Here is a 23,816-nt window from a genome sequence, read left to right on the forward strand (position 1 = left end):
AGGAGAAAGATTAATGACGCTTGGATTTATTGCAAAGGGCGGAGTGCTGGTAATTCCGATCCTGCTGTGTTCGGTGCTTGTGCTGGCCATTTTTCTGGAACGGGTGATTCGCTTTACTCTCATGCGCGCCAGGGGTGCAGGGCTGGCTGAGAAAGTTATCAGCCTGCTTAAATCCGGCGATGCCCCGGGTGCGGCCCGGATGGCGGAACAAAGCAATTCCCCCATGGGGCGGGTATTGCGAAAGGCAATGGATTATCGCAACGAAGACAGGGAGGTTCTGGAAACCGTTATCATTCATGCCACCGAAGAAGAAGTCCGGGGGTTGTCCCGGTATTTGCAGGCCCTTGCCACCATTGGCAATATTGCGCCGTTGCTGGGCCTGCTGGGTACCGTCATCGGCATGATCAAGGCGTTTATGGTGATTCAGGAAATGGGCGGCAAGGTCAATGCCGCAGTACTGGCCGGCGGTATCTGGGAGGCCATGCTCACCACCGCCCTGGGACTTGCCGTGGCCCTGCCGGCCATGGTGATCCACAGCTACCTGCTGGCCCGGGTGGAGCGCTACGAGGCCCGGCTTCACGACGGTGCGGTCACTTTTCTCACTGCCCTGACCGGACGGAAATAAGGAGGCCTCCATGCTGGTGCATCGAAAGAAAAAAGAGCGTTACCGGATGCAGGCGCCCATGACGCCCTTGATTGATATTGTTTTTATGCTGCTGATTTATTTTCTGCTGACCACCAATTTTATTTCCGAGTCCGGCATAGACGTCAATCTGCCGGAATCCAGCTCCGCAGCAGCCCGGGAGCGTCAGGAAATTACAGTTTATCTGGACCGGGATGACAAGATCTATCTCGGAGAGGAACCAGTGGCCTTAAACAATCTTCAGCAAAGGCTGGAAAACCGGCTGCGGGCTGAGCCCGGCTCCAGTCTGGTGATGGTCAAGGCAGATCGGTCCGTTGATCTTGAATCTGCGGTCAATGTCATGGACATTGCCCGGGCCGCGGGCGCCGGGCGCCTGTTTCTGGCCACTGAAAAAGCCGGCAAAAGGCCTTGAGCGCATACCCTATGGCCGGGTTTATCAAATATTTCCAAAACATCAACTGGCTGTTCTGGATGCTGGTGATTTTTTCTGTGGGCCTTCATCTGGGTTTGTTCTGGCAGTTTCGGCAGATGTCACCTTCTTCGCCGGAAAAAGTCATTGAAGTGACGGTGGATACAGCAGCAGAACCCGAAGGCCGGCCAGTGCCCAAACCCCCGGCCCGTCCTCCGGATCCGGCCCCTGCTGCTGACGCACCAACACCGGATGCGCCCCGTCTGCCGGAGATTCCGACGCAGGAGCCAGCAGTGCCCGAAGCAAAACAGCCGGAGGTTGTGCCCGAGCAGGTGGCCCAATGGCAGGGCCCGGAAACTTTTGAAACCGCTGAAGACCGTCCGGAACCACGCAGGCCCGCAAGGCCGAATAAAGATGTTATGGCCGCCTATTTTTCCGGGCTCCGGGCAGCCATTGAACGAAATAAGCAGTACCCGGGCTTTGCGCGGCAGCGCCGCCAGGAGGGCCGGGTGATTGTGTCATTTCATGTGGACTCCAAAGGCCGGGTTTCAGATCCGGAGGTGATGGAAAGTTCTGGATTTTCCAGCCTGGATAACGCTGCTGTGGAAGCCGTGCGGGCAGCCGGGCCCTTTGATCCGCCGCCCCCGGCTGCCGGGGATCCCCCGATTGGCCTGGAGATTCCCATTGTATTTCAATTGCGGCGATGATGCCGCGTTTTGCAGTTTTACAGGAGGTTATATGAAAATATTGATTTGCGGCAAGGGCGGGTGCGGCAAAAGCACCCTTTCAGTGATGCTGGCCCGGGCATTTGATGCCATGGGCCGCCAGGTGCTGCTGGTGGATGCAGATGAATCCAATTTCGGCATCGCCCATTTGATCGGTGTGGCCCCGCCCATGGATTTAATGGAAAGCCTTGGCGGCAAAAAGGGATTTAAGGAAAAAATAAACGCACCCATTTCTGAAAATCCACAGGGCATCTTTTCTATGGGGCAGTCCATGGCGGATTTGCCCGAAGATTGCGTTTCAGAAACCGGCAATATTCGTGTGGTTTCCATTGGAAAGATCCATGATTACAAAGAGGGGTGCGCCTGTCCCATGGGCATGCTTTCCACCCGATTCCTCGAAAGCCTGCGGGTGGACTCCGGCCAGATTGTGATCGTGGACACAGAGGCCGGGGTGGAACATTTCGGTCGGGGTGTGATCGGGTGCGCGGATGTGATGCTTGCGGTGGTGGATCCCACTGCGGAATCCCTGAAGCTCGCAGCCAAGATGGCCGGGATGGCAGCGCATGCAGACCGGCCCCTTTATTTTGTGATCAACAAAAGCGAGCCCGAGATCGAGGCCATGATTACCTCCCGTCTGGATTCGGAAAAGGTGGCGGCCACGATTCCCAAGGATCATGACCTGTTTGTGGCAAGCCTTCAGGGAATTGCCATCACCAGGGCCGGCCAACATGCCGAAGTTCTGGCCCGATGGCTGGAAGAAGCCTCCTGGAAGGCGCGTTAGGGAAGCCGGGTTGTTTCAGTTGCTGTCGCGCAGGTTGTCCATTTTCTGGTTGTATTGCTCGATTTCGGCTTCCAGGGCGTTTTTTTCCTCCTCATAGGCCCGGATCTTTTTATTGAGGGCCTGGACCTTTTTCTCGTAGGCCCTGACCTGCTTTTTGCCTTTCAGCTGTTTTCCGGCATCCTTTAATTTTTCTTGCTGCCGCATCAGATTCTGGTATTTCTTGTCCAGGGCCTGCTTTTTGGCTTCCAGTTCCAGGCGCCGTTCTTCCATGTCCTGGAAGGTTTTGGATTTATCGGGCTTTTCCCCGACTCCGGGTTTTGTGGCTTTGGCGTCATCTTCGGCCCGGGCCGGACGGACCGGAATTTCCCTGCTGGCTTTTGCCGTGTTCCGGTATGATTCCGGGACGCTTGACAGGTCGTTGGTGTAACGGGTGACACCGTTATTGTCTGTGTAATGGTAGATCCGGGCCTCGCCTGTGGTCCCGGCTACCAGCAATGCGGCGGCAAGAAAGAGGAGAAATCGGATTTTGCGCATTTTTATACCTGTTGGGTTAAGGGTGCACGGCTGTTTGAAAAACAGGAATCCTGTTGATATATTACTGTATCTTTTGTATAGGGAGGGTGTCAAGACGGTCTTTATCTGTTCATCCGGGAAAAGTCAGGGTTATGAATAAAAAATACAGTATTGGAATCTGTTTGTGTCTGCTTGTTTTGATCACTGCATGCGCACCCAAGGACAGGCCGTTTCGCGATATTTTCAAAGACAGGCAACAGGAGCAGATCCTGTTTGAAAAAGCTGAGCAGCAATACGGGCAATCGGCTTATTCAGAGGCCGCAGAGCTCTATTCCCGGTATCTGGAGGAGCATCCGGACGGGGACCGGGTTGCTGATGCCCGTTTCAAGCTGGCCATGATACAGATGCATACCCGGGATTACGGCCGGGCGCGTGAGTTGTTTCGGGAGTTGATCCGGGAGATGCCGGACAGCGATGCCGCTGGACGTGCACAGGTGGCTGTGATGCGTTCGTATATGGAACAGGCAGACTTCCAGGAGGCACTGGAATACCGGCGACAGCTTTCGGAAGACCGCCTGGATGCCCGCCGGCAGCTCCGTGTGGATCTGCTGGCCGGCGATGCCTGGATGGCGCTTGGCCGTTTTGACAGGGCATATGAAATGTTTTTGTCTGCATTTGACCGCGCCGACAAGCCGCAGGAGCCAAAGGTGGGAAAGCGTTTGCTGGCTGCGGCTTTTCACATGACCCCGGAACGGATTCAGGCCGAACTCGACCGTCTGGCGGGAAAACCGCCCAGTGGATATCTCATGTACCAGCAGGCAGTGCGGTTGGCTGCAGAGGCCCGCATTGGCGATTCTTTGACGGTTTTTCAAAAATTTGCAGACCAGTTTCCGGATCACCCCCTGGTTGGGGAGGCCCGGCAGGAAATCGAGCGGATCAGTGCCCAGGCTTTTTTCAAAGGCAACCGGTTGGGTTGCGTACTCCCCCTGTCCGGCCGCTACGAGGTTTTCGGCCAGCGTGCGCTAAAAGGCGTGGAACTGGCGGTTTATCAGGCTGGAAGTCACATGGGTCTTTCTCCCCCGGTACAACTGCTGGTGCGGGACTCTGGATCGGATCCGCAGACTGCGAAAAAAGCGGTTCAGGAGCTGGCTGACCAAGGGGTGGCGGCGATTATCGGCCCCATGACCGGCGGCTCCGCACCCCTGGCCGAGGCCCAGGAAAAGGGGGTGCCCATTATTGCCCTGAGTCAGAAGACCGGCGTGACAGAAACCGGGGCTTATGTGTTTCGCAATTTTTTGACCCCAAAGATGCAGGTGGACGCCGTTGTCAGCTATGCCGCGCAGCAGCTGGGCTGCCGTCGTTTTGCCGTGCTTTATCCGGATGAAGCCTATGGGCAGACTTTTTTTCATCAATTCTGGGATCAGGTGCTGGCCAGGGGCGGGCGCATTGTGGGAGCGGAGTCTTATGATCCGGATCAGACCGATTTTGCCGAACCCATTAAGAAACTGGTGGGGCTGTATTATGATCTGCCCGAGGATTTAAAGCCCCTGGAGCCGGATCTGGCCGAGTCTGAAAGTCTGATCCGGACGGTGATGCCTGAAAGCCTGCTGCATTTAGAAACACAACGGGCCGGGATTTCGTCTTTCGCACCTGAAACCGCCGGGGAGCGGCGGGTCCGGCCCGAGCCTGAAGCGGATGACAAACCGAAGCCGATTGTGGACTTTGATGCTGTTTTCATCCCGGACAGCCCTGAAAAAGCGGGTTTGATCATTCCCCAGCTCCGGTATCACGATATCAATGAGGTGTATCTGCTGGGCACCAATCTCTGGCATTCCCCCAGGATGATACAGATTGCCGGAAGACAGCTGCGAAGGGCTGTGATCCCGGAGGGTTTTTTCGCCAACAGTCAAAATCCGGTCGTAAAGGCGTTTGTCTCCGATTTTGAAGAGATTTACGATGAATCCCCTGGGTTTATTGAAGCGGTGGCCTATGATTCGGCCATGATGATCTGTAGCCGGTTGGCGGAAAAAGAGCTCGCCAACCGGCCCGCCCTGCAAAAAGCCCTGGTTGAGATGCCCGCCTATGAAGGGGTGACCGGAAAAACACGTTTTTTATCTTCCGGCGAGGCGGAAAAACGTTTGTACCTGCTGGATGTCATTGACAGCCGGTTTGTGCAGATTGTCCCTTAAACCGGTCTCTATGGATTGACCAGGCTTCCCTGGCCTGTGGCCTCCAGGACGGTCTGCCACAGCTTGTTGCCGGCAAATACATGCTTTCGCCTGCCTGCGGTCAGCGGCACCGGCACGTGGACGAAATGATCGTTCCAATGGCCGATGATCATATTGGTCTTGCCGGCCATGCCGGCATGGACCGCATCCCTTCCCAGAAACGTGCAATACACGTGATCATTGGAATTGGCCGGCAGGCTGCGGATCATGTAGCTGGGGTCAATATATTTCAGCGATATCTCCATGTCCCTTGCGGCAAAGTATTTCTGGATTTGTTCCTTTAAAAACAGCCCGATGTCATGGAGCTTTATATTGCCGGAAGGATCATATTCCGCTTTGTGGGATTCGAAGAATTTCTGTCCTGCACCTTCTGCAATCAGGATAACCGCATGCTTGCGCTGGGCCAGACGTTCCTGTAGCTTTGTGATCAGGCCGTTTGGTCCTTCCAGGTCAAAATCGATTTCCGGGATGAGCACGAAATTGACGTCCTGCTGGGCCAGGGTGGCCGTGGCTGCGATAAACCCGGAGTACCGGCCCATGAGCTTGATCAGCCCGATGCCGTTGGGGTAGCCTTCAGCCTCCTTGTGAGCTCCCTTGATGGCACCGGTGGCAATGTCTACGGCCGTGTCAAATCCAAAGGATTTGGAAACCATGTGAATGTCATTGTCAATGGTTTTGGGCACGCCGATAACACTGATCTTCAGACCCCGCTGCCGGATGGAGGCATCAATTTTGGATGCCGCCATCAGTGTGCCGTCGCCGCCGATCATAAACAGGATGCCGATATTCATCCGCTCCAGGCAGTCCACAATGGCTTCAATATCCTGAGGCCCCCGGGAGGAGCCCAGGATGGAGCCGCCCATTTCATGAATGTCCACCACGTTAGCCGGGCTCAAATCCCGGACATCGTGCTGGTATTCGGGTATAAATCCCTGAAGCCCGTAGCGGACTCCGTAAATATGTCTTACCCCGTAGGAGTGATACAGCTCCAGGACAATAGAGCGGATGATGTTGTTTAACCCGGGGCACAGCCCGCCGCAGGTCACCAGGGCGCACTTGAGCTTGCTGGGATCAAAATAGATTTTTTTCCGGGGCCCGGCCAGTTCGAATGAAGGCGGGGTTGTTCCTTCCTGGATGGCTTCTGTGATTTTTTTGGCTTCCAGTTCAATTAACACCCGCTCATTGTCATCTTTGAAAATCTCCTGCCTGGAGCCGTTTAATTCCTTTGCAATGGGAGATTCGATCTTGGCCTCGCCAAGGGTGTCGATTCGGGTATCCATGTCCATGTCAATATTGGTGTATATCGTCATTTTGCTTCTTTCCAAACATATCTTTGTTTTGTATGCAAACCCGGTTTTTTGCGCTGTGGCGCAATCAGACCGGGTTGAATTTCAGTGCGCCTTTTCCCAGGATGTCATGAAGATGCAGGGCCCCCACGATCGTGCCGGTTTCATCGATTGCCGGCAAAACGGTGATCTGATGGGTTTCCATGATATTTAAGGCCTCATAAAGCGGTGTTGCCGGATACACGTGTTTGGGGTCAGGCGTCATCATGGCATCCACGGTGTTTTCATACACCGATATTTTCTGCACTACCATACGTCGGATATCCCCGTCTGTGATAATCCCGGCAAGCCGGTTTTCCCGGTCAACAATAAAAATGACCCCCAGCCGGCACCTTTCCATGTCTGCCAGTGCCTGTTCCATGGGCGTACCGGCGGCTGCCGTGGGAACTGCCCCTCCGGTGAGCATGATATCGGCCACCCCGTAGGACAGCCGACGGCCGAGGTTGCCGCCGGGGTGAAATTTCTGGAAATCACTGGTGTTGAATTTGCGTTTTTCCAGCAGCACAACAGCAAGGGCATCGCCCATGGCCAGCTGGGCCGAGGTGCTGGCCGTGGGTGCCAGTCCCAGGGGGCAGGCTTCTTTTTCCACGCCCACGTAAATGACCAGGTCACTCTGGGCAGCCAGGCTTGAGCGGGAATTTCCCGTAAAGGCCACCACCGGGCAGCCAACACTGCGGATGCTGGGAATCAGAATGTTGAGTTCATCGGTTTGCCCTGAGTTGGAAAGGGCGATAAACACGTCATCTGCAGATACAATGCCCAGATCCCCGTGCATGGCCTCCACCGGGTGGAGAAACAGGGATCGGGTGCCGGTGCTGTTTAAGGTGGCCACAATTTTTCGGGCGATTAATCCGGATTTCCCGATCCCGGCCACAATCACCCGGCCCCGGGACTGATAGATCAGGTCCACCAGCCGGTTAAACTGGTCATCAAGATGGGCCGCAAGTTTTTCAATGCCTTCGGCCTCGATTCGCAGGACTTCGCCTGCCCGTTTTCTATACATGGCAAAGCCCTTTCGCACCGGGGCTGGCGGATAAGCATGTCAAATACAAAATATATTGATCCTTTCAGGCGGTAAATTATATTTATCCTGTCAGTTTTGCAAAGAAAAATCAACCCGGGACATATTTCTCCGCCCTGGTGATGGATTACGGCGCCTGCCGGTTGGATCCGGCCCCGGATTGCGCCATTTTGGCCATCTTATGGATAGTGCGCGTCAGGTGCCATCTTCCCTGGGCAAAAACCCCGTAATCCGCCCCGCCCATGGCAGAGGCAAACCGCACGGAGTTGGCGTAAAACAGCCAGGTTTCGGTCCACATGCGTTCAATGGGTTCGTCAAACGGGCTGGCTCCGGATTGCGGGCCCCGGGCGGCACCTGTTTGCCAGGCCTTTTTCAGGATCTGCGTGGCTGTGCGCACCTGGTCATTGGTCGTTTCAACGGTGTTGGCCAGACGATTGAAATGGCCCTGAACCCAGCCGGTGCTGTGACAGCTCTGGCAGACCTGCTGCAGGGTTCTGGTGCGTTTTTGCTGCTCCTGTTTGCTGATGAGAAATTCTTCTGCCGGCGTGCCGTCAAGGGCTGTGGGCAGCGGCAGGCCGTCTTTGCTTTGGATCTTTGTGGTGTCGGCAGACCGCGGATGGGCGTGGGCATAGGGCAGTCCGAAAATCCGCCGTCCCAGGCGGTCGTTTATTTGATGGGTTCTTTCGGCAATCACCCGGCCGTTTGCATCCGTGAGCAGGCTCACATGACATGTGGCGCAGGTGGGCGCTTCCAGATCCTCTCCCACGGTCCAGGGCACTGCGGAAAAGTCCCATTTTCCGGAAGCCTTGCCGGCGTTGTAAATATTGCCGTGCTTGCTGACGCTGTAGACTTTGTAGGCCGGCACATCCGGTCCTTTGTGGCATTGGGAGCAGGTTTCGGGTTTGCGGGCCGTCTCAATGGCAAACCGGTGCCGGGGATGGCAGGCTGAGCAGGATCCCCGGCTGTCGTCCGGGTTGATCCGGCCAACTCCCTGGTTGGGCCAGCCCCGGATCACAGGAAATTCCATGGGGCCCATGGATGTCTGCCGCTCGGCGGTTTTTTCCACGGTCAGTTTTGTGCCGTGACAATGCAGGCACGAGTCTGCGTTTGTCTGTTCATCCGGTTTATGCTGGGAAAGGCCATTGTTCTCATCCAGTGAAAGCCGGCCGTTGACGGCCGTGATCAGGGCGTCATAAAGCGGGTTTCCCATGAGATTGCCATGGGCTTCGGCCATGAGATTGTTGGAAAATTCTTCTCTTTCCCGGCTGTGGCAGACGGCGCAGTCCTCCGGGGTGACCACGGTGTGAACCTTCTGTCCGGCATGGGCAAAGCTGTCGGCATGGGTTTCAGGTCGCAGGGTGTGGCATTCCGCGCATCCCACCACAACGTTTTCCAGATTCCCGGCAATCGCATCAGCAGAAATCCGCCGCTCAAGCTTTTCTTTTTTCATGGCCTGTGCCGGTGTGGTTTGTGACATCCGGCTGTTTTGCCAGTCGGTCACAATGGCCGGGGTTGCGTTTTTGTGGCATCCCAGGCAGGACCGGCTCTGCGGACTGATTTCTGCTTTTTCCCTGGCCAAACCCGGAACGGTGAAAACAAGCAGAATCGCCACGACCGCCCATGCAGCCAAACCCGTTTGTTTCATTGCCTTTTCCCTCGCCTGTGCTGGTTTTCAAAGTGTTTTGCCCGGACCACTACGGTCAATCCTGTATGCTTCTAGGGGTTTTCTTACGGTGAAATACAGTCCATCCCCAATGTATCTTCCCGGATGATTTTTTTATACCTGAAGTCAACAGTAAGCTCCAAGATTTTTTTGGCAACAGCGTTTTTTAGGTGACAACCCGTTTTGCATCAAGGAGGTTTTACTATGTTTCATGATCCTGCATACAGCCCGGCCGCCCCGTCCCGCAACAGTCATTCGGAGCCCTTATACGCAGATATCGAACAAACCGTGGAGGCCCGCAAAGCTGCAGAGAAAAAATTTAAAAGCGGGAGAAGGAAATTTGATCCGGTCCAGCAATACATGGCAGATATCCGCACCCACGGACTCATTACCCGGGATCAGGAACGCTACCTGGCTGCAAGGGTCCAGGATCACGATGATGACCAGGCCGCATATGAACTTGTGGTTTCCAATCTTCGGCTGGTGGTCAAGATTGCTTTAAAATTTCAGCGGTTCTGGAACCGCAATCTGCTCGACCTGATCCAGGAAGGCAACGTGGGCCTGATGCAGGCGGTGCGCAAATATGATCCCAATCGCAACGTCAAGTTCTCCTATTATGCCTCCTTTTGGATCAAGGCTTATATCCTGAAATATATGCAGGACAACTGGCGCATGGTCAAGGTGGTGACCACCGAAGGCCAGCGCAAGCTTTTTTACAAGCTCAAGCAGGAACGCAGAAAACTCTCGGCAATGGGCATTGATGCCGATTCCAAGCGCCTTTCACAGCGATGCGGGGTTGAGGAAAAAGATATCGTGGATATGGACCAGCGCTTGCTCAACCGCGATATTTCCCTGGATGCACCGTTAAACGAAGACTCGGATACGGATTGGGTGGATTTTCTCAGGGTCGATGAGGACAAATCCATTGAAGAGGAAGTCTCCGAGCGGCAGATCGATTGCATGGTGAATCATAAAGTCCTGGAATTCAGAGAAAAAATTCCTTTCCGGGAGCGTGAGATCCTGGATTTGCGGATTTATTCCGATAGCCCCATGACCCTGCAGTCGCTGGGCGATCGCCTGGGGCTTTCCAGAGAGCGGGTCCGCCAGCTTGAAAAACAGATCATGGAAGAACTCAGGCACTACCTGAGCAATGAAATCCGGGATTTTGAGGAATACGCCGCCTTTGCCCGGGTGGCGTGACGCTTTTTTTCGCGTGTATTTTCAAAGTACTGCCGCCGCAATGTCGTTTGTGTTGACATGCGGCGGTTTTTTTTATAGATAATAAGAGAATATGGCCTATGATCATTTGTATTGCCTGCCATTTATGATCCACTCCGGGATGAGGGACGGAAAAAGACCTCCATGGAAACCAAAAAGATCGTCATTGTGGAAGATCATCAATTGTTTCGTGACGGCTTAAAAGCCATGCTGGACAGCCGCAAGGACCTGGAGGTAATTGCAGAGGCCGAAGACGGTCTGCAGGCCCTTGAAGTCATTCGCGAAAACACGCCGGATTTGCTGCTGCTGGATCTTTCCATGCCACGGCTCGGCGGCATCAGTGTGATCAAGGAGTCCAAGCGTCTCTATCCGGAGGTTGCCGTTCTGGCGTTGACCATCCATGAATCTGATCAGTACGTGCTTGAGGCGTTTAATGCCGGTGCCAATGGCTATTGCATCAAGGATGCCAGCCGGGAGGAACTCCTGGTGGCCATCAACAGTGTGCTCAAGGGCCGAACCTACATTAGCCCGGGCATAGCCGATAACGTTATGGAAGGCTACATTGAAGGCCGCAAGCAAATGAAAACCCGCTCTGCCTGGGATAACATCACCCAGCGGGAACGCGAGGTGCTCAAACTTCTGGCCGAGGGGTATCTGAACAAGGAAATCAGCGGCATGCTCCATATCAGCGTCAAGACCGTGGAAAAGCACCGTTCCAATCTCATGGGCAAGCTGGATTTGCACAGCGCCGCAGCCCTGACTTCCTTTGCCATTGAGAAGGGCCTGGTACACAAAGACAATTACCCTGGTTAACAGGTCTGATCCGGCGGCCGGGGCAGACTGACTGTCACCCGGGTGCCTTTTTCCGGCCGGGAGTGGATTTCAAAGTCTCCCCCGCACACGCTGGCCCTTTCCTGCATGCCCTGAATGCCGTACCCGCTGATGGGAACCGATGCGCGGAGCCGGGCATCCGGATCAAATCCCTTTCCGTCGTCGGAGACCGCCAGCTTGATGCGGCCCCCGTTTTTTTCCAGCACCAGCCGGATGTTTTCCGGATTTGCATGGGTTGCGGCATTGTTCATGGCTTCCTGTAAAATCCGGTAGATCACGATTTTTAATGGCTCATCGATATTTTCTTCCTGAATCCGGATTTGCTGCTCCACCCGGATATGGGGGTAGAAATACTCAAATTCCCTGCAGAACCAGGTGATAGTCGCCAGCAGCCCCAGGTCATCGAGGATGGTGGGGCGCAGGTTGGCGGAGATGCGCTTTGTCTCCTTGATTGTCGTCATCAGATAAGAGACAATGCTTTCCAGAGACATTATATGATCGGGCGGATCCGGGGGCATCTGGGATAATTTTTCTTCCAGGCTGAACTTGATGGCCGCAAGGCTTGCCCCGAGGCTGTCATGGAGTTCCCGGGCAATTTTCTGGCGGTCGGCTTCAAGCGTGTGCAGCATTCTGTGGGAAAAATGCCGAAGCTTTTCCTGGGAATCCTGGAGTCTGGCCTCGATTTTTTTGCGGTGCTCGATTTCTTCTCTCAGGGTTTCCACCGTGCGGGTGAGTTCTGCGGTACGTTCCGCCACCCTTTTTTCCAGCTCAGTGCGCGCCTTCTCCAATTCCAGGCGCTCCTGCTTGCGCTGGGTGATATCATGGAAAACGCCCACCGCACCGGTGATATTCCCTCGTGGATTGCGTATGGGAGCGGTGTTGACCAGCACGTGCCGGCATTTGCCTTCAGGAAGGTCAACTGCCAGTTCATGATCCACGATCATCTCTCCCTGGAATACGGATCGGGCCAGGGGCAGGTCCACGGGATCATAGGGCGGAGAGCTGTCGTTGTATCCGGGGCCCATGGCTCCGGGTATGCGGTCTGTTGGGGTCTGCTGGTAAAATTCTTTGGCCGCGGGATTGGTCATGACGATGCGGCATTCTTCATCCACCACGATGATGGCTTCCGGGGCGCTGTGAATAATGGCCTGCAGGGCCGTGCGTTCGGTTTCCAGCTGGTCCATGAGCCGGCTTCGCTCAGTTTCATCCCGGACCACGGTAACCGCGCCCGTAATTCGACCCTGGTGGCGCAGGGGAACTGCGTTGAATTCATAGGTCCGTTCCCTGCCCTGGGCATCTGTGCGGATAAATTTTTCATCGCGCACCTTTTCCCCGGCAAGGGCTCTGCTGCAGGGTAGTTGATCAAAGGGTACCGCACGATTGTTGGGATAAAGCAGGACTTTTTTTTGAATAAAGTTCCGCCAGGGCATACCCGTGGGATCAAAACCCATCATATGGATTGCCGCGGGGTTGGCCATGACCGGGGTGCCGGCCGGGTCATAGACAATTACCGGCTCGGCAAGGGCGGAAAAGACCTGGGAGATTTCGATTTGCTGCAGGATACCGGCATGTGCACTGCGGCCCGGAGCTTTGTTTGCTCCGGCAACATCGGTTTGCCCATTTGGCTGTTGCTGCATCGGCCCGGGTTGGAAATCGGATTTTTGTGCACCCGGGTGAAGTTGGTAGGAAAAACCCCCGATACGGCCATCCTGTAAATGATGGGACATGATTGCGCCGAAAATCGGTCGTCCTTCCGGCCCTGGTTCTGTCAGACTGTCATCAGAATCCGGGCTTGCGGAAAAGCCATTGTTGCCGCTGCAGAGGACTGCATGTATGTGCTGTTTGGTAACGTCGGCCTCCGGGGCCACGCCCAGCAGCCGGCGGGCGGCGGGGCTTAGATACATCAGATTCCCGGATGGGTCAGTAACTGCGGCCAGATCCCGGAAACGGCCAATAAGTGTAGCGATCAGATCATGCATATGAATTATTTGACATCAACTCTGTGAGTATTTCCCATTCCGGCCAATGTCGGCCGAGCGCAAGGCTTTAAACACCGCTTTGCCGATCACCGCCTGGGGCTTATTTGAAAATATAATTCTTTTTCCATGGATCGCGAATATTTGTCCGGGCATGGGCAAGGGCCCGGTACAGCGCCCCGCAGGACAGTTCTGCGCAGTGGTGTGAGGATTCAGGCAGCGTCTGGAGATAATGGATAATATCGCCGGGGGTTATGGCCCATGCATCTTCCAGTTTTCGTCCATGGACCATACGGCCGATGGTATTGGCGCATGCGCGGGTATTGACGCATCCGTCGATCTGAAAAGATATTTCCTGGATGCGGCCCTGGTCAACGGACAAAAATACTTCAACGGTGTCACCGCAGTCGCCGGTGTTTTTCCCGTAGCCGTCCGGCCGGGCAAGGCGTTCCAGGTAGTCCGGGCAAAAAGCCATTTCCAGAAAGGCTTCAGAGTGGTCACTGAAAAAATCAAATTCCTTTTCCATGAATCGCGTTCCTGCATTGCTGTGGATTGATTTGCATTTCTGCGGCCGCCCAACCAATCTGTTTTCATTGTTAGGGGCGGCCGGGGATCCTTGCATTTGCCAAAAAATCTTTATAACAAATTTTTGACGCATTGCAAGTACGGGCAGGAAAAGGAAAACCGGCTGCAGGTTATTTTGCGGGGGCGTTCTGCCGGCTGTGGCACTGGGCACACTGGACCGGCCCGGCGCTTTTTTCCAGGTGGCAGGTTTTGCACATCCGGTGATAGGCCCGGGTCAGTTCCATGGGCCTGTTGTTTTCGGACAAATGGCACTCCGAGCATTCCATGCCCACCGACATCCGGCCTTCGCGTTTTTCACCGTTTTCATAAACATGGTGGCACACGGCACAATCATAGATTTCTGCTTTCTGGTTGTGCGCATCATGTTCAAAGGCGACCACTGGCCGGGTGCGCTTTTCAAATCCGCTGTCTTCCACCGTGGTGACATGGCCCTGGGCAAAAACTGCGGCAGCGGTGAGCAAAAGGGCCATCAAAGCCAGACGGGCAGCTGTTTTATGCCGGGATTGCATAAGCCTTGTTATTCCTTTTTCATGCATTCGTAGATAATGTCTCCCAGAAATTTCAACTCCAGGCCAAGCTCGTAATGGTGAATAATGTCTTCAAGACCGCCGTGGCAGTTGTGGCAGGGCGCGATGAGAACCTCTGCTCCCTTATCCCGGGCTGCAGCCAGTTGATCGGCCTTGACCCGGTTGCTTTCCACCCGCTTGTTTTTAAATGGCGGGCCGCAGTTGATCACCCCGCCGCCGGCGCCGCAGCAGAAATTGTGCTCCCGGTTGGGGGTCAGTTCGATAAAGGTGCTGCAGGTTTCATTGATCACATACCTGGCCTCATCGCCAAGGCCCCGGCCCCGGACGATGTTGCATGGATCGTGGAAGGCCACAGGCCGATCGAATTTTTTCGGAATTTCAATACGCTTTTCCCGAAGAATCTCGGCATAAAACTCAATGGCGTGAACCATGGGCAGCGGGGGCATTTTCCAGCCCAGGGTCCGGTTGCCCACGTCATAGACAGAGCGGAAGGCATGGCCGCATTCGCCCATGACAATGCGCTTGGCTTTCAAATCCATGGCTGCTTCAAAATGGATCTTTTTCAGCCGCGCGGTCATTTCCATGTCTCCGGTGAACATGCACATATCGCTGTTGTCCCATCCCGGCGCAGACGGCACGGTCCAGTCGGCTCCGGCCATATGGAAGATCACGGCCATCTGGTAGATGAGCTGGGCCCGGAACTTGGGCTCCGGACCGATGAGCGAGTAGAAGATATCCGAGCCTTTTTTGTCAATGGGGATGCGCAAATCCGGGATTTCATCCCGGGCTTCTTCTTCCTGCCACTGAAGGGTGTCAATCCATTCGTCATCGCGCACCCACATCTGGTTAAAGGTCGAAGCGTGGCTGTGGGCTGTGTCCTGTATGTACTGGGGAACCACGCCGAGCTGATGGCAGCCCCTGCGGACAAACAGCATCAGGTAAGCCACATCAATGCCAAAGGGGCAGTAGATCACGCATCTGCGGCAAAGGTTGCATTCGGTAAAAACTGTTTCACAGGCCTGCTTGACAAAATCCACATCCAGTTTGGCTTTTTTGTTTAAAATCCGGGAGACGGTCTGCTTGACCTTGCCTGCCGGCGAAAGCCGCGGATCACGGTCTTTGGACAAAAAGTGGTGGCAGGCATCGCTGCACAGGCCGCAGTGCACGCATGCATTCGTATACGCTTTCAGACGTGCTCCGCCTTCTGCTTCCACCAGGGCGTCAAAGACTTTCCGGATTTTTTCCGGGGTCAGCCGGCTGGCGCCCTTTTCAATGCCGGCATCGTATATGCCGTTTTTGTTGTTTGTTTCTTCTTTCTGGCTTTTTGGGTTCATATGGTTTCACCTGCAAGGTCAATTGGCTTTTTTAAGGGCTACCAGTCCCGGGAGCGGCGCAAAGCGCCGAATTCCGAGCCTGCATATCCCCGGGTAAACGGCCACAGCGCCATATGAAACAGCCGGGTAAACGGCAGGCACAGCAGCATCAGCTCGCCGCTGAGCATGTGAAGGATGCCCGCGGTTTCATATCCGTAAAATTGGTGATAGGTCCAGAAGCCGGTGACAAAAGGGGCGGCAACCAGGGCGATGAGTACAAAATCGCCCGGGGTGCTCAAATATCTCACATTTTCCTGCACGATCCGGCGAATCAGGAAAAACAGGCATCCCAGGATCACCAGCACGGTCATTACATCCGCGGCCGGATCCGGCAGGTGCCACCATGACACGTTCCAGGACTCCATGACCAGAATCACGTGGGCTGCGGCAAACAGGGGCGTGACAATCAGGGAGGCGTGGAATACAAACGCCACAACAGTGATGACCGGATGGGCCCGCATGCCGGTGCTGGCAAAGGGGATGATCCAGTGGAGTATCGAACGCAGGGCGTAGTAAAAGCTGAAATATTGGTAGACCACAGGGTCTTTTTTTCTGGCGGTCACGGCCAGGTGAGCCAGCCGGCCGATCATGCCGGCGGCAAAACCCAGAATGGCGATCCAGACAAAAATTCCGCTGGCAAGCTTGTATAATTCATGCATGGCCGGACCTCCTTTCTGACAGGGCCAAAGAGTCCACATCCAGCACGATCCGGCAGTAGTGGCCGCCCTGGCTTTTGGGCAGAACGGCCCTGACCAGGAGCTTGCGGCTGTCCGGGCTGAAAACCGGCTGCCAGGCATCGGCAAATGTCATATCAATGGGCCGGCCGTTTAGCAGGATGGCAAAACAGCCGTTTTTTTCCACTTTGGCTGCCGCATGGGTGCCGTCCGGGCTGAAAACCGGCTGCCAGGCCATATCCTGGCCCGTGTCCCATATCTGGTCGTCAACTGCCACGTACCATTTGCCCTCGGTTTTGCCAACGCAGCCCACCCGGTCGCCTGCAGGGCTGAATACCGCGTCGGTGACCAGTTCGGTAAACCGGATTTTCCAGGGCCGGTCGTTGACGGCAATGGTCCATTTGCCGTATTCCGGGGCGGTAATGGCAGCAATGCGGGAGCCGTCAGGGCTGTACATGTGGTGCCAGAGCTGAACATATTTGGGGCTCCACAAGATCTCATCATCTTTGGCAAGTCCCCAGCCGCCGGCCATGCGTACCGGTGCGGTCACGGAATGGTCCCGGGGATGAAACCGGGGGGCCCATACCCCGGCATAGCGTTTTTTCCATGCCTGATCATCCACGGCAATGGTGTAATCATAAAGGCTGGTGCGCAGTTCAGCGGCCAGGTGGGCGCCGTTTGCGGAAAAGGCAAGCTCCCAGATATTGACATAATGGTTTTCCCAGGGCTTTCCGTTTATTGCCACGGTAAATCCGCTTTCCTGGAATTTTTCAATATCAGCTTCCGGCAGCCAGGTGTCCTGGACCACGGCGGCTGCGTTTTTCCCGTCCGGGCTGACAGTGAGATGGGTCAGGGCGAAAAATTCGTTTTCCCATGGCAGGTCGTCGGTCACCGCCCGGTAGCGAAGCTCTTTTTGGGCGGCAACGGTAATGTGCGGGGCGTTTTTGGCAAAGCAGGGTTTCCAGACAAATTCATACCAGTTTTCCCAGGCCGTGCCGTCAACAGCCACCGTCCACATGGCCATGTCCGAGACCAGGGCCAGGGCCCGCTGATCCGGGGTAAAGCGCAGATGCCAGAGTTTATCGTACTGGCTCTCCCAGAGGGTGCCGTTGACGCAGGCCGTAAAGGTCTCCTCTTCTGTTTTGACAATGGCGGCAATTTTTTCTCCGTCACCGCTGACATAGGGTTCTTCCATGTATGAAAAGCGATCACGCCAGGCCGGAAAATCGCCGATTTTTCTTTGACCGGGTGTCCAGTCCCATTCTTCTTGTTGCTGATCCATTGGTTTGTCTCCGGATATTGCCAGATCATTTTGTTAAAGCGACTAATAGAGTAGCGCATTTGCAACGGACAATCAACCCCCCGGGGTGAAAAATGTTCATTAGAAAGTCACCTGTTTACTGTCCGGGCCCAGGTTATGCTGTCTGCGAAGTTTCAAAATTTTCAGGGTCAGGCCAGCAGGGTGGCCAGAAGGCCGGATAAGACGATGCCGTCAAACGTGCCTGCCCCTCCGATGCTGGCCACACCGGTGTTGAGTTTTTCGATCTCTTTGAGATGGAGCAGATCCGCACCGATCAGCGGGCCCAGCACCCCGGCGCAAAACGCGATGGGCGGGGCCAGTTCCCGGTAAAGCAGAAGCGCGCATGCCGCCGCTGCGATAGCCGGCACCAAAGCGGGCATGGCAATGCCCACATTGGCAACAGGCCGGGCGGTATGATAGCAGATAAAGATGTTTATGCCCACCGCTGTCAGGGCAAGTCCCAGTGCTCCCGGTCCGTGCCCGGCGATGCGGAAAAGTTCGTATGCGGCAATGAGGCATGGAATCACACAGCCGCCGACATTGACCGCCAGCACGGTATGCTGCTGCCGGCAGGTCTGGTCTGCAAAAAACCGATGGAGACCGAAAAACCGGCATGAGGACGCATCAAAAGGCTGATTTTTTTCAATTCGCCGGACCGGGATGTTGATCATGCCGCCGATAAATATGCCCATGGCCGCCAGCAGGGTCACGCGGGGGCTTAATCCAAGGCGGCCCAGGGCGGTGATCATCACATCGGCCAGAAACAAGGGAAACAGGATCATAAATACGGCAAAAAGAAAAAGGGGCAGACATCCCTGTGTGTTTCCGGATTGCATGGTTTTATCTCCCTGCCAGATAATCTTTTAAGCGCCTGAGGGCCAGCTCGATGTTTTGGCGGCTGTTGCAGTAGGAAAAGCGCAGAAATCCGTGGCCGCCGGGTCCGAAATCCCGCCCCGGGGTGACGGCCACCCCGGTTTTTTCCAGAATGTCAAAGGCCAGGCGGTAGTCGTCGGCATCAATATGGGCGCAGCTGGTAAATACATAAAAGGCGCCTTTGGGCTCCACGGCAATGGGAAACCCCAGTTTCCTGAGCCCCTGGATCAGCACCTGTCTTCGGATGTCGTAGATTTCCCGCATCCGCAAAACATCATCCCATCCGTCCCGGAGTGCTGCAATGCCTGCCCACTGGGCCACAGACGGGGCGCATATGGCGAAATTCTGGTGCATTTTCTGCAAGGGGCGGATAAAATGCGGCGGGGCAATCAGATAGCCCAGCCGCCAGCCGCACATGGCGTAGCGCTTGGAAAATCCGTCGAGCACAAAGGCATTGTCCGTGTATTCCAGGATGGAATGCTCCTGTCCCTCGTAGACCAGGCCGTGGTAGATTTCATCGCTGATCACGTAGGGGCCGCCCGGATTTCCCGGGGCCATTTCGGCAACAGCCGCCAGCAGGTCAGGCGGCATCACCTGGCCGGTGGGGTTGGCGGGGCTGTTGATGAAAATGGCGCGGGTGTTGGCGTCCATGGCTGCCCTGATTTCATCGGCCCGGAACTGGAAGCCTTCCCGGGCGCGGACCGGAATGCGGACCGGCACCCCGCCGGCAAATTCAATAAAATTGTCATAGCAGGCATAATGGGGGTCCGAGAGGATCACCCGCTGGCCATCTTCGAGCAGGGCGGAAAAAAGCAGGAGCATGGCCGCGCTGGTGCCTGCGGTCACCAAGATCCGGGCCGGGTCCACTTCCACGCCGTAGCGCTTCCGGTAGTTTTCGGCAATGGCTAAGCGCAGTTCCATTATGCCCATGGAATGGGTATAATGGGTTTCCCCGCGGGCCATGGCCGCAGCGGCGGCCTTTGTTATCACCTCCGGGGTGGCAAAGTCGGGCTCGCCTACTTCCAGGTGGATGATTTCGCGCCCTGCGGCGGCCAGTTCCTGAGCCCGCTCCAGCACGTCCATCACGATAAAGGCCGGAATCCGGCCGGCCCTTTGGCTTACACCCATTGGTCTTTATCCATACATGTTTTCGATTTCGTTCTGGTAATTTTTGATTACTTCCTTGCGCTTGAGCTTCATGGTCTGGGTGAGCATCCCGTTTTCCACACTGAAATCTTCGGTGAGGAATTTGAATTTTTTCGGTATCTCATATCCGCCAAATGTCTTTTTCAGATGGCGGGTGATTTCATTTTCAATCATTTCCGTAAAAGCCGGGTTGGCAATCAGGTCCCCAGGGGCGGCCGAGGCGCCGTTTTTTTCAGCCCAGCGGGCGGCTGCCTCAAAATCCGGCACCACCAGGCAGACGTTATACGGCTTTCCCTCTCCGTAGATCGTTGCATTGGCCACGGGTGCAAGCAGTTTGATTTCCTCTTCGAGAACGGCCGGAAATACGTATTTTCCGTTGGAAAGCTTGTACTGCTCCTTGATCCGGCCGGTGATCCACAAAAAGCCGTCCTGGTCAAACATGCCCCGGTCCCCGGTGCGAAATCCGCCGTCGGCCATGATGACCTCTTTTGTGGCCTCAGGCTGGTTGTGGTAGCCTTTCATCACATTGGGGCCGTAGACCACGATTTCTCCGTCCCCGGCGTCTTCTTCAACCACGGATTTGTCAATGGCCACCTTCTGGCCTTCGAGCACTTTGCCCACACTGCCGATTCTCCATGCACTACTGCAGTTCATTGAAACGGCCGGGGCGGTTTCGGTCAAGCCGTAGCAGTCGTAAATGGGTATGCCAATATCATAGAAAAACAGTGCGATCTCCTTGTTCATGGCAGCGCTGGCGGTCAGGGCGCCTGTGACCCGGCCTCCCATGGCCTCGCGGACCTTGGACAACACGGCCTTGTCAAAAAATCTGTGCTTGATGTTGAGCCACAGGCCGGGGGACCGGCCCTGTTCCACCAGCTCGTTTCGCTGCCGGGCAATTTGGCAGGCCTTGTCAAACAATGCTTTTTTGGTCTCTCCGGCATCTGTCATTTTGGCCTGGATGCCGTCATAAATTTTGTTGAAAACTCTGGGCACGGACACCAGGTATGTGGGCCGCACCAGGCGCAGGTCATCGCCAAGGGTCTGCACATCTCTCATAAAGCCCAGAGACCCCCCGAACTGAATCCAGTTGTTGAGCTCACCGCTCAAAGCATAAGAGTGGGCCCAGGGAAGCATGGACAGTCCCACCTGGTTTTCAGTGAGCTCCGGGTAAATGCGGTAGCCGGCCCTGGAACAATAGGTCAGGTTGCCGTGGGATAAAAGCACGCCCTTTGGCGCACCTGTGGTTCCGGAGGTGTAGATCAGAACGGCAATATCGTCTGGCCCCGGAATCAGGGGCTGGACCGGATTGGCCGCACCATCGTTTTCCAGGGCGGACAGGCTGTTTTTTCCTTCTGAGTCAATGAGATAAATGTTTTCCAGGCCCGGAATTTCTTCAGGGAAATGTTTGACCTTCTCATAAACCTCCGGTGAGGACACCAGCAGAAACTTCAGCCCGCTGTCTGCGATAATGTATTTCCATGTGGCCACCAGTTCCTTTTCATACATGGGGATATATCTGGCTTTTCTGCCGTAAGTGGCAAAGGCCAGCACAGCCCATTCCGGCCGGTTGGCGGCGATGATGCCCACCGAGTCGCCGGGCTCCACTCCGAGCCGTGCCAGCCCGCCGCGGGCATTGTTGATGCGCCGGTCGATTTCCCCGTAAGACATGGAATCGAGTCCGCCGGCATCATTATGCACCCAGAACAGGATATTGTCCCTGAATTTTTTTTCGCTTTCCTGCCACCACTCAACCAGGTTGTCCGGTTTTTCATATGTCCACATATTCACTCCGATTTTTTAATTATTGAACACGTTGTCAGTGCGATGATCACCATGACAATTTTTGGGAAAACTGCATATATGGCACAGATTGACCGGAAAATCAATTCGTAAACCGTTTGGAAAATAAATTTATGCCGCCTTGCTTTGCCATTTGCTGCGGATCAAGCCCGCAGATATCTGCTTGATGTGAATTGTAAGGGAAAGATCCGGCAGGGCTCCTCCGGCAATGGCATTATCACCGACTCCTTTGCCGGGCCAAACCTGCAAACTACAAGGTTTCAAAAGGTTTCTGCATCCATAAGAATCTGCCGCTGCGGGTCAATGACAAAATAGATAAGCCTGCCCTGCGCAAGAAAGCAAAGAAGATCCCGGAAGAACAATGGTCCGGAGGTTCAGAAATGGAACTCATGAATCCGGAGAAGGGTAAAAGCAAATCCCTTGACTGGAAATGCCGGTGCTAACAGTATCTGTTTCGTGGTCAGCAACGAAAAGGAAAATAAGGCGATTCGCGACGGTCAGGTAGTGTTTGAAGGGTCGTACAAAAATACTGCCTGAGTCGGCAATAATAAACCGTTAAAGGCATACAGTTATCAAAAATGATTTTGCCTTAAGCGCTTTCCAATCCAAATTTCACTTTTAAATGGGCTCACCGCATCTGTCACAGAAAAAAATCTTGTCATTCTCAGCCGTTTCTTTCTGGGTAATAACCCGGTGCCGGGTCAGTGGGACCCAATCCTCACCCTTCATGCAATTGGTGCAAACGACAGTCTCATTAACATAAATCGCCGCAATCTCATTTTGTTTAAAATCCATGGTACCTCCCTCTTTGATCCTCAATAACCAAAAGGTTGATTTTTCCGGGCTTTGCTCTACATCATCAGATCTTTCATGAGGTTTGATCATGGGATTGTAAGTGTTCAATCTTTGGTGAAAGCAGCCGTGTCCCTGGCTACACTACGATAACATTATTCCGGGTTCCAAAGATGTTGTCGCAGAGTTGATTGTTGGCGGGATCAATACACCAGTCTCCGTTAACCCGGAATTTATATTCATGCCGTCCCGGCTGGAGCATTATTGCTTTTTCCCAAAACCCGCCCGGTTTTCTTTTAAAATGATGTTTTTGTGGATTCCAGCCGTTGAAATCGCCGCCAATACACACTTCTTCAGCATCCGGTGCAGTCAGTCGGAAAACAAAGCGTTTGCTTCCTTTATTGGTATTTCTCACAATGCACTCCTTTTTTTCAGTTCATGAATATGATGTGCCGCCTTCTGATGAAATCCCTGAGAGGCGGTTAGCAATGCTTTTTTTGATTAAAACGTTTTTTATTGCCGATTTCAGACGGTCCACGCCATGGTGACCCATGTAGACAAGCGCGGGAAAGTCGGGAAATTGCTGCCTGAAATCAAGATAGGCGTTCCATGTTGCCGCGATGTCCGGGTGAAGGCTTATGACTGCAAGATTAAAGCGGGAAAGATCCAGTGAATTGAAATCATGCTTTTCGACGCCAATGAGTTGGACATCATAGCCATCCTCTTTTAATTCTGAGGATATGGTTTTCTCTTCCCGGGAACCACTGCAGACGATCAAAATTTTTTTCAATTTTCCCTTTCCTCCCTTTTGCTCAAGATTTTGCATCAGAGCGGCAATTGCTGCTTTTTGCCGAATTCAATGCAATTTGCCCCCTTTGGTGCAATTTGCCCGCAATGGTTCCCGATAAAAATCAATTTTTTTAAAGACAGGGCGGTCATGGGAAACTTTTTATGAAACACCTCCCGGCCGAACGCGGATACAGAATCAAGGGCTTCAGCCTTGATATAGATTTCTTTTAATTCGGAAGAAATGTCTTTTAGCGCACAAAGCAACTCCATTGCAGACATTCCGTCAAAATCTCCGCTCAGCTCTAAATCGATAGTGTTTTTTTTGTAAATACGCGCAATTGAAAAATTAGCCGCCATTTCAGAGCCCTATAGCTAAAAAATTTATGCCGAAAATTTAATTAAAAAATGGCATTTCAACGCTGAAGGAAAAACATATACAAAATTTGTACCAACACAAAAATTTAATCTAACTACTTGATTTTTAGAGTAAATAAAAAAGAATCGGCGGTGAGTATAAAAGAAGGTGTGGGAATAATTGTTCCCGAAAAGTAAAAAAGCGGCGATTTTTGGCAGGATATTCGGGGGCTCAATAAAATCGGGAAT

At 54.2% G+C, this 23,816-nt stretch carries 23 protein-coding genes; 7 read left to right on the forward strand and 16 right to left on the reverse strand.

Annotated features, from left to right (window positions below; all coding sequences use genetic code 11):
- The first annotated feature begins 13 nt into the window (after positions 1 to 13).
- The 4 genes from HNR65_RS13075 to HNR65_RS13090 are packed head-to-tail and all read left to right on the forward strand — an operon-like array spanning position 14 to position 2,558.
- Positions 14 to 625 carry a MotA/TolQ/ExbB proton channel family protein gene (locus tag HNR65_RS13075; protein WP_181551958.1) on the forward strand — a complete coding sequence of 204 codons (612 nt, stop codon included), beginning with the start codon at positions 14 to 16 and terminating at the stop codon, positions 623 to 625.
- 10 nt (positions 626 to 635) lie between these two features.
- Entirely contained in the window at positions 636 to 1,055 is a 420-nt protein-coding gene (locus tag HNR65_RS13080) for an ExbD/TolR family protein (RefSeq protein WP_181551959.1), read from the forward strand.
- Complete coding sequence (locus tag HNR65_RS13085; protein WP_181551960.1) at positions 1,052 to 1,759, forward strand: energy transducer TonB; 708 nt, start codon at positions 1,052 to 1,054, stop codon at positions 1,757 to 1,759. Before HNR65_RS13080 ends, HNR65_RS13085 begins: the two co-directional genes overlap by 4 nt.
- 31 nt (positions 1,760 to 1,790) lie before the next feature.
- The gene (locus tag HNR65_RS13090; RefSeq protein WP_181551961.1) at positions 1,791 to 2,558 is read left to right on the forward strand and encodes an ATP-binding protein; all 768 of its coding nucleotides are present in this window, start codon (positions 1,791 to 1,793) and stop codon (positions 2,556 to 2,558) included.
- A gap of 15 nt (positions 2,559 to 2,573) precedes the next feature.
- On the opposite strand, the gene HNR65_RS13095 is transcribed toward HNR65_RS13090, so the two are convergent.
- Entirely contained in the window at positions 2,574 to 3,092 is a 519-nt protein-coding gene (locus HNR65_RS13095) for a DUF4124 domain-containing protein (RefSeq protein WP_181551962.1), read from the reverse strand.
- A 131-nt stretch (positions 3,093 to 3,223) separates the two neighbouring features.
- Here HNR65_RS13095 and HNR65_RS13100 point away from each other — a divergent pair, with 131 nt between their 5' ends.
- Positions 3,224 to 5,260: a penicillin-binding protein activator gene (locus tag HNR65_RS13100; protein WP_181551963.1), complete on the forward strand. Its 2,037-nt coding sequence runs from the start codon at positions 3,224 to 3,226 to the stop codon at positions 5,258 to 5,260.
- 8 nt (positions 5,261 to 5,268) lie between these two features.
- Here HNR65_RS13100 and HNR65_RS13105 read toward each other — a convergent pair whose 3' ends face one another.
- The 3 genes from HNR65_RS13105 to HNR65_RS13115 form a co-directional block, all read right to left on the reverse strand.
- Positions 5,269 to 6,609 carry an ATP-dependent 6-phosphofructokinase gene (locus tag HNR65_RS13105; protein ID WP_220128391.1) on the reverse strand — a complete coding sequence of 447 codons (1,341 nt, stop codon included), beginning with the start codon at positions 6,607 to 6,609 and terminating at the stop codon, positions 5,269 to 5,271.
- A 64-nt stretch (positions 6,610 to 6,673) separates the two neighbouring features.
- Positions 6,674 to 7,648: a KpsF/GutQ family sugar-phosphate isomerase gene (locus HNR65_RS13110; protein ID WP_181551964.1), complete on the reverse strand. Its 975-nt coding sequence runs from the start codon at positions 7,646 to 7,648 to the stop codon at positions 6,674 to 6,676.
- A 145-nt stretch (positions 7,649 to 7,793) separates the two neighbouring features.
- Positions 7,794 to 9,311, reverse strand: a complete 1,518-nt coding sequence (locus HNR65_RS13115; RefSeq protein WP_181551965.1) for a multiheme c-type cytochrome — start codon at positions 9,309 to 9,311, stop codon at positions 7,794 to 7,796.
- A 222-nt stretch (positions 9,312 to 9,533) separates the two neighbouring features.
- Between HNR65_RS13115 and HNR65_RS13120 the strand changes: the two genes are divergently transcribed.
- Entirely contained in the window at positions 9,534 to 10,529 is a 996-nt protein-coding gene (locus tag HNR65_RS13120) for a sigma-70 family RNA polymerase sigma factor (RefSeq protein ID WP_220128392.1), read from the forward strand.
- A gap of 162 nt (positions 10,530 to 10,691) precedes the next feature.
- On the forward strand, positions 10,692 to 11,360 hold the full coding sequence (locus HNR65_RS13125) for a response regulator (protein ID WP_181551966.1): 669 nt from the start codon (positions 10,692 to 10,694) through the stop codon (positions 11,358 to 11,360).
- Here HNR65_RS13125 and HNR65_RS13130 read toward each other — a convergent pair.
- The 12 genes from HNR65_RS13130 to HNR65_RS13185 form a co-directional block, all read right to left on the reverse strand.
- A complete protein-coding gene (locus tag HNR65_RS13130) occupies positions 11,357 to 13,282 on the reverse strand; it encodes a PAS domain-containing sensor histidine kinase (protein ID WP_181551967.1) in 1,926 nt (641 codons plus the stop codon). The genes HNR65_RS13125 and HNR65_RS13130 overlap by 4 nt on opposite strands.
- Before the next feature lie 175 nt (positions 13,283 to 13,457).
- The gene (locus tag HNR65_RS13135) at positions 13,458 to 13,880 is read right to left on the reverse strand and encodes an iron-sulfur cluster assembly scaffold protein (protein WP_181551968.1); all 423 of its coding nucleotides are present in this window, start codon (positions 13,878 to 13,880) and stop codon (positions 13,458 to 13,460) included.
- A gap of 169 nt (positions 13,881 to 14,049) precedes the next feature.
- Positions 14,050 to 14,448, reverse strand: a complete 399-nt coding sequence (gene tmcA / locus HNR65_RS13140) for an acidic tetraheme cytochrome c3 TmcA (protein WP_181551969.1) — start codon at positions 14,446 to 14,448, stop codon at positions 14,050 to 14,052.
- An 8-nt stretch (positions 14,449 to 14,456) separates the two neighbouring features.
- On the reverse strand, positions 14,457 to 15,800 hold the full coding sequence (gene tmcB, locus HNR65_RS13145) for an electron transfer complex ferredoxin TmcB (RefSeq protein WP_181551970.1): 1,344 nt from the start codon (positions 15,798 to 15,800) through the stop codon (positions 14,457 to 14,459).
- A gap of 38 nt (positions 15,801 to 15,838) precedes the next feature.
- Positions 15,839 to 16,498 carry a TmcC family electron transfer complex membrane anchor subunit gene (gene tmcC / locus HNR65_RS13150; protein WP_181551971.1) on the reverse strand — a complete coding sequence of 220 codons (660 nt, stop codon included), beginning with the start codon at positions 16,496 to 16,498 and terminating at the stop codon, positions 15,839 to 15,841.
- Positions 16,491 to 17,795, reverse strand: a complete 1,305-nt coding sequence (gene tmcD, locus HNR65_RS13155; RefSeq protein ID WP_181551972.1) for an electron transfer complex subunit TmcD — start codon at positions 17,793 to 17,795, stop codon at positions 16,491 to 16,493. The genes tmcC and tmcD overlap by 8 nt, the downstream gene beginning before the upstream one ends.
- Positions 17,796 to 17,962: 167 nt before the next feature.
- Entirely contained in the window at positions 17,963 to 18,649 is a 687-nt protein-coding gene (locus HNR65_RS13160; protein WP_181551973.1) for a DUF1614 domain-containing protein, read from the reverse strand.
- A 4-nt stretch (positions 18,650 to 18,653) separates the two neighbouring features.
- Positions 18,654 to 19,814, reverse strand: a complete 1,161-nt coding sequence (locus HNR65_RS13165; RefSeq protein WP_181551974.1) for a pyridoxal phosphate-dependent aminotransferase — start codon at positions 19,812 to 19,814, stop codon at positions 18,654 to 18,656.
- A gap of 6 nt (positions 19,815 to 19,820) precedes the next feature.
- Positions 19,821 to 21,614: an AMP-dependent synthetase/ligase gene (locus tag HNR65_RS13170; RefSeq protein ID WP_181551975.1), complete on the reverse strand. Its 1,794-nt coding sequence runs from the start codon at positions 21,612 to 21,614 to the stop codon at positions 19,821 to 19,823.
- Positions 21,615 to 22,563: 949 nt separating this feature from the next.
- Positions 22,564 to 22,839 carry a glycogen-binding domain-containing protein gene (locus HNR65_RS13175; protein ID WP_181551976.1) on the reverse strand — a complete coding sequence of 92 codons (276 nt, stop codon included), beginning with the start codon at positions 22,837 to 22,839 and terminating at the stop codon, positions 22,564 to 22,566.
- A 21-nt stretch (positions 22,840 to 22,860) separates the two neighbouring features.
- The gene (locus HNR65_RS13180; RefSeq protein WP_181551977.1) at positions 22,861 to 23,214 is read right to left on the reverse strand and encodes a chromo domain-containing protein; all 354 of its coding nucleotides are present in this window, start codon (positions 23,212 to 23,214) and stop codon (positions 22,861 to 22,863) included.
- A 35-nt stretch (positions 23,215 to 23,249) separates the two neighbouring features.
- Positions 23,250 to 23,570 carry a hypothetical protein gene (locus tag HNR65_RS13185; protein ID WP_181551978.1) on the reverse strand — a complete coding sequence of 107 codons (321 nt, stop codon included), beginning with the start codon at positions 23,568 to 23,570 and terminating at the stop codon, positions 23,250 to 23,252.
- Positions 23,571 to 23,816: the final 246 nt, after the last annotated feature.

It is taken from the genome of Desulfosalsimonas propionicica, from assembly GCF_013761005.1.
Classification (GTDB): Bacteria; Desulfobacterota; Desulfobacteria; order Desulfobacterales; family Desulfosalsimonadaceae; genus Desulfosalsimonas; species Desulfosalsimonas propionicica.

What these genes read in the sequence shown, in the direction of transcription:
- HNR65_RS13075 (WP_181551958.1), top strand. Translation starts at nt 14, where the DNA reads ATGACGCTTGGATTTATTGCAAAGGGCGGAGTGCTGGTAATTCCGATC.
- HNR65_RS13080 (WP_181551959.1), top strand. Translation starts at nt 636, where the DNA reads ATGCTGGTGCATCGAAAGAAAAAAGAGCGTTACCGGATGCAGGCGCCC.
- HNR65_RS13090 (WP_181551961.1), top strand. Translation starts at nt 1,791, where the DNA reads ATGAAAATATTGATTTGCGGCAAGGGCGGGTGCGGCAAAAGCACCCTT.
- HNR65_RS13095 (WP_181551962.1), bottom strand. Translation starts at nt 3,092, where the DNA reads ATGCGCAAAATCCGATTTCTCCTCTTTCTTGCCGCCGCATTGCTGGTA.
- HNR65_RS13100 (WP_181551963.1), top strand. Translation starts at nt 3,224, where the DNA reads ATGAATAAAAAATACAGTATTGGAATCTGTTTGTGTCTGCTTGTTTTG.
- HNR65_RS13105 (WP_220128391.1), bottom strand. Translation starts at nt 6,609, where the DNA reads ATGACGATATACACCAATATTGACATGGACATGGATACCCGAATCGAC.
- HNR65_RS13110 (WP_181551964.1), bottom strand. Translation starts at nt 7,648, where the DNA reads ATGTATAGAAAACGGGCAGGCGAAGTCCTGCGAATCGAGGCCGAAGGC.
- HNR65_RS13115 (WP_181551965.1), bottom strand. Translation starts at nt 9,311, where the DNA reads ATGAAACAAACGGGTTTGGCTGCATGGGCGGTCGTGGCGATTCTGCTT.
- HNR65_RS13120 (WP_220128392.1), top strand. Translation starts at nt 9,534, where the DNA reads ATGTTTCATGATCCTGCATACAGCCCGGCCGCCCCGTCCCGCAACAGT.
- HNR65_RS13125 (WP_181551966.1), top strand. Translation starts at nt 10,692, where the DNA reads ATGGAAACCAAAAAGATCGTCATTGTGGAAGATCATCAATTGTTTCGT.
- HNR65_RS13130 (WP_181551967.1), bottom strand. Translation starts at nt 13,282, where the DNA reads ATGTATCTAAGCCCCGCCGCCCGCCGGCTGCTGGGCGTGGCCCCGGAG.
- HNR65_RS13135 (WP_181551968.1), bottom strand. Translation starts at nt 13,880, where the DNA reads ATGGAAAAGGAATTTGATTTTTTCAGTGACCACTCTGAAGCCTTTCTG.
- tmcA (WP_181551969.1), bottom strand. Translation starts at nt 14,448, where the DNA reads ATGCAATCCCGGCATAAAACAGCTGCCCGTCTGGCTTTGATGGCCCTT.
- tmcB (WP_181551970.1), bottom strand. Translation starts at nt 15,800, where the DNA reads ATGAACCCAAAAAGCCAGAAAGAAGAAACAAACAACAAAAACGGCATA.
- tmcC (WP_181551971.1), bottom strand. Translation starts at nt 16,498, where the DNA reads ATGCATGAATTATACAAGCTTGCCAGCGGAATTTTTGTCTGGATCGCC.
- tmcD (WP_181551972.1), bottom strand. Translation starts at nt 17,795, where the DNA reads ATGGATCAGCAACAAGAAGAATGGGACTGGACACCCGGTCAAAGAAAA.
- HNR65_RS13160 (WP_181551973.1), bottom strand. Translation starts at nt 18,649, where the DNA reads ATGCAATCCGGAAACACACAGGGATGTCTGCCCCTTTTTCTTTTTGCC.
- HNR65_RS13165 (WP_181551974.1), bottom strand. Translation starts at nt 19,814, where the DNA reads ATGGGTGTAAGCCAAAGGGCCGGCCGGATTCCGGCCTTTATCGTGATG.
- HNR65_RS13170 (WP_181551975.1), bottom strand. Translation starts at nt 21,614, where the DNA reads ATGTGGACATATGAAAAACCGGACAACCTGGTTGAGTGGTGGCAGGAA.
- HNR65_RS13185 (WP_181551978.1), bottom strand. Translation starts at nt 23,570, where the DNA reads ATGGCGGCTAATTTTTCAATTGCGCGTATTTACAAAAAAAACACTATC.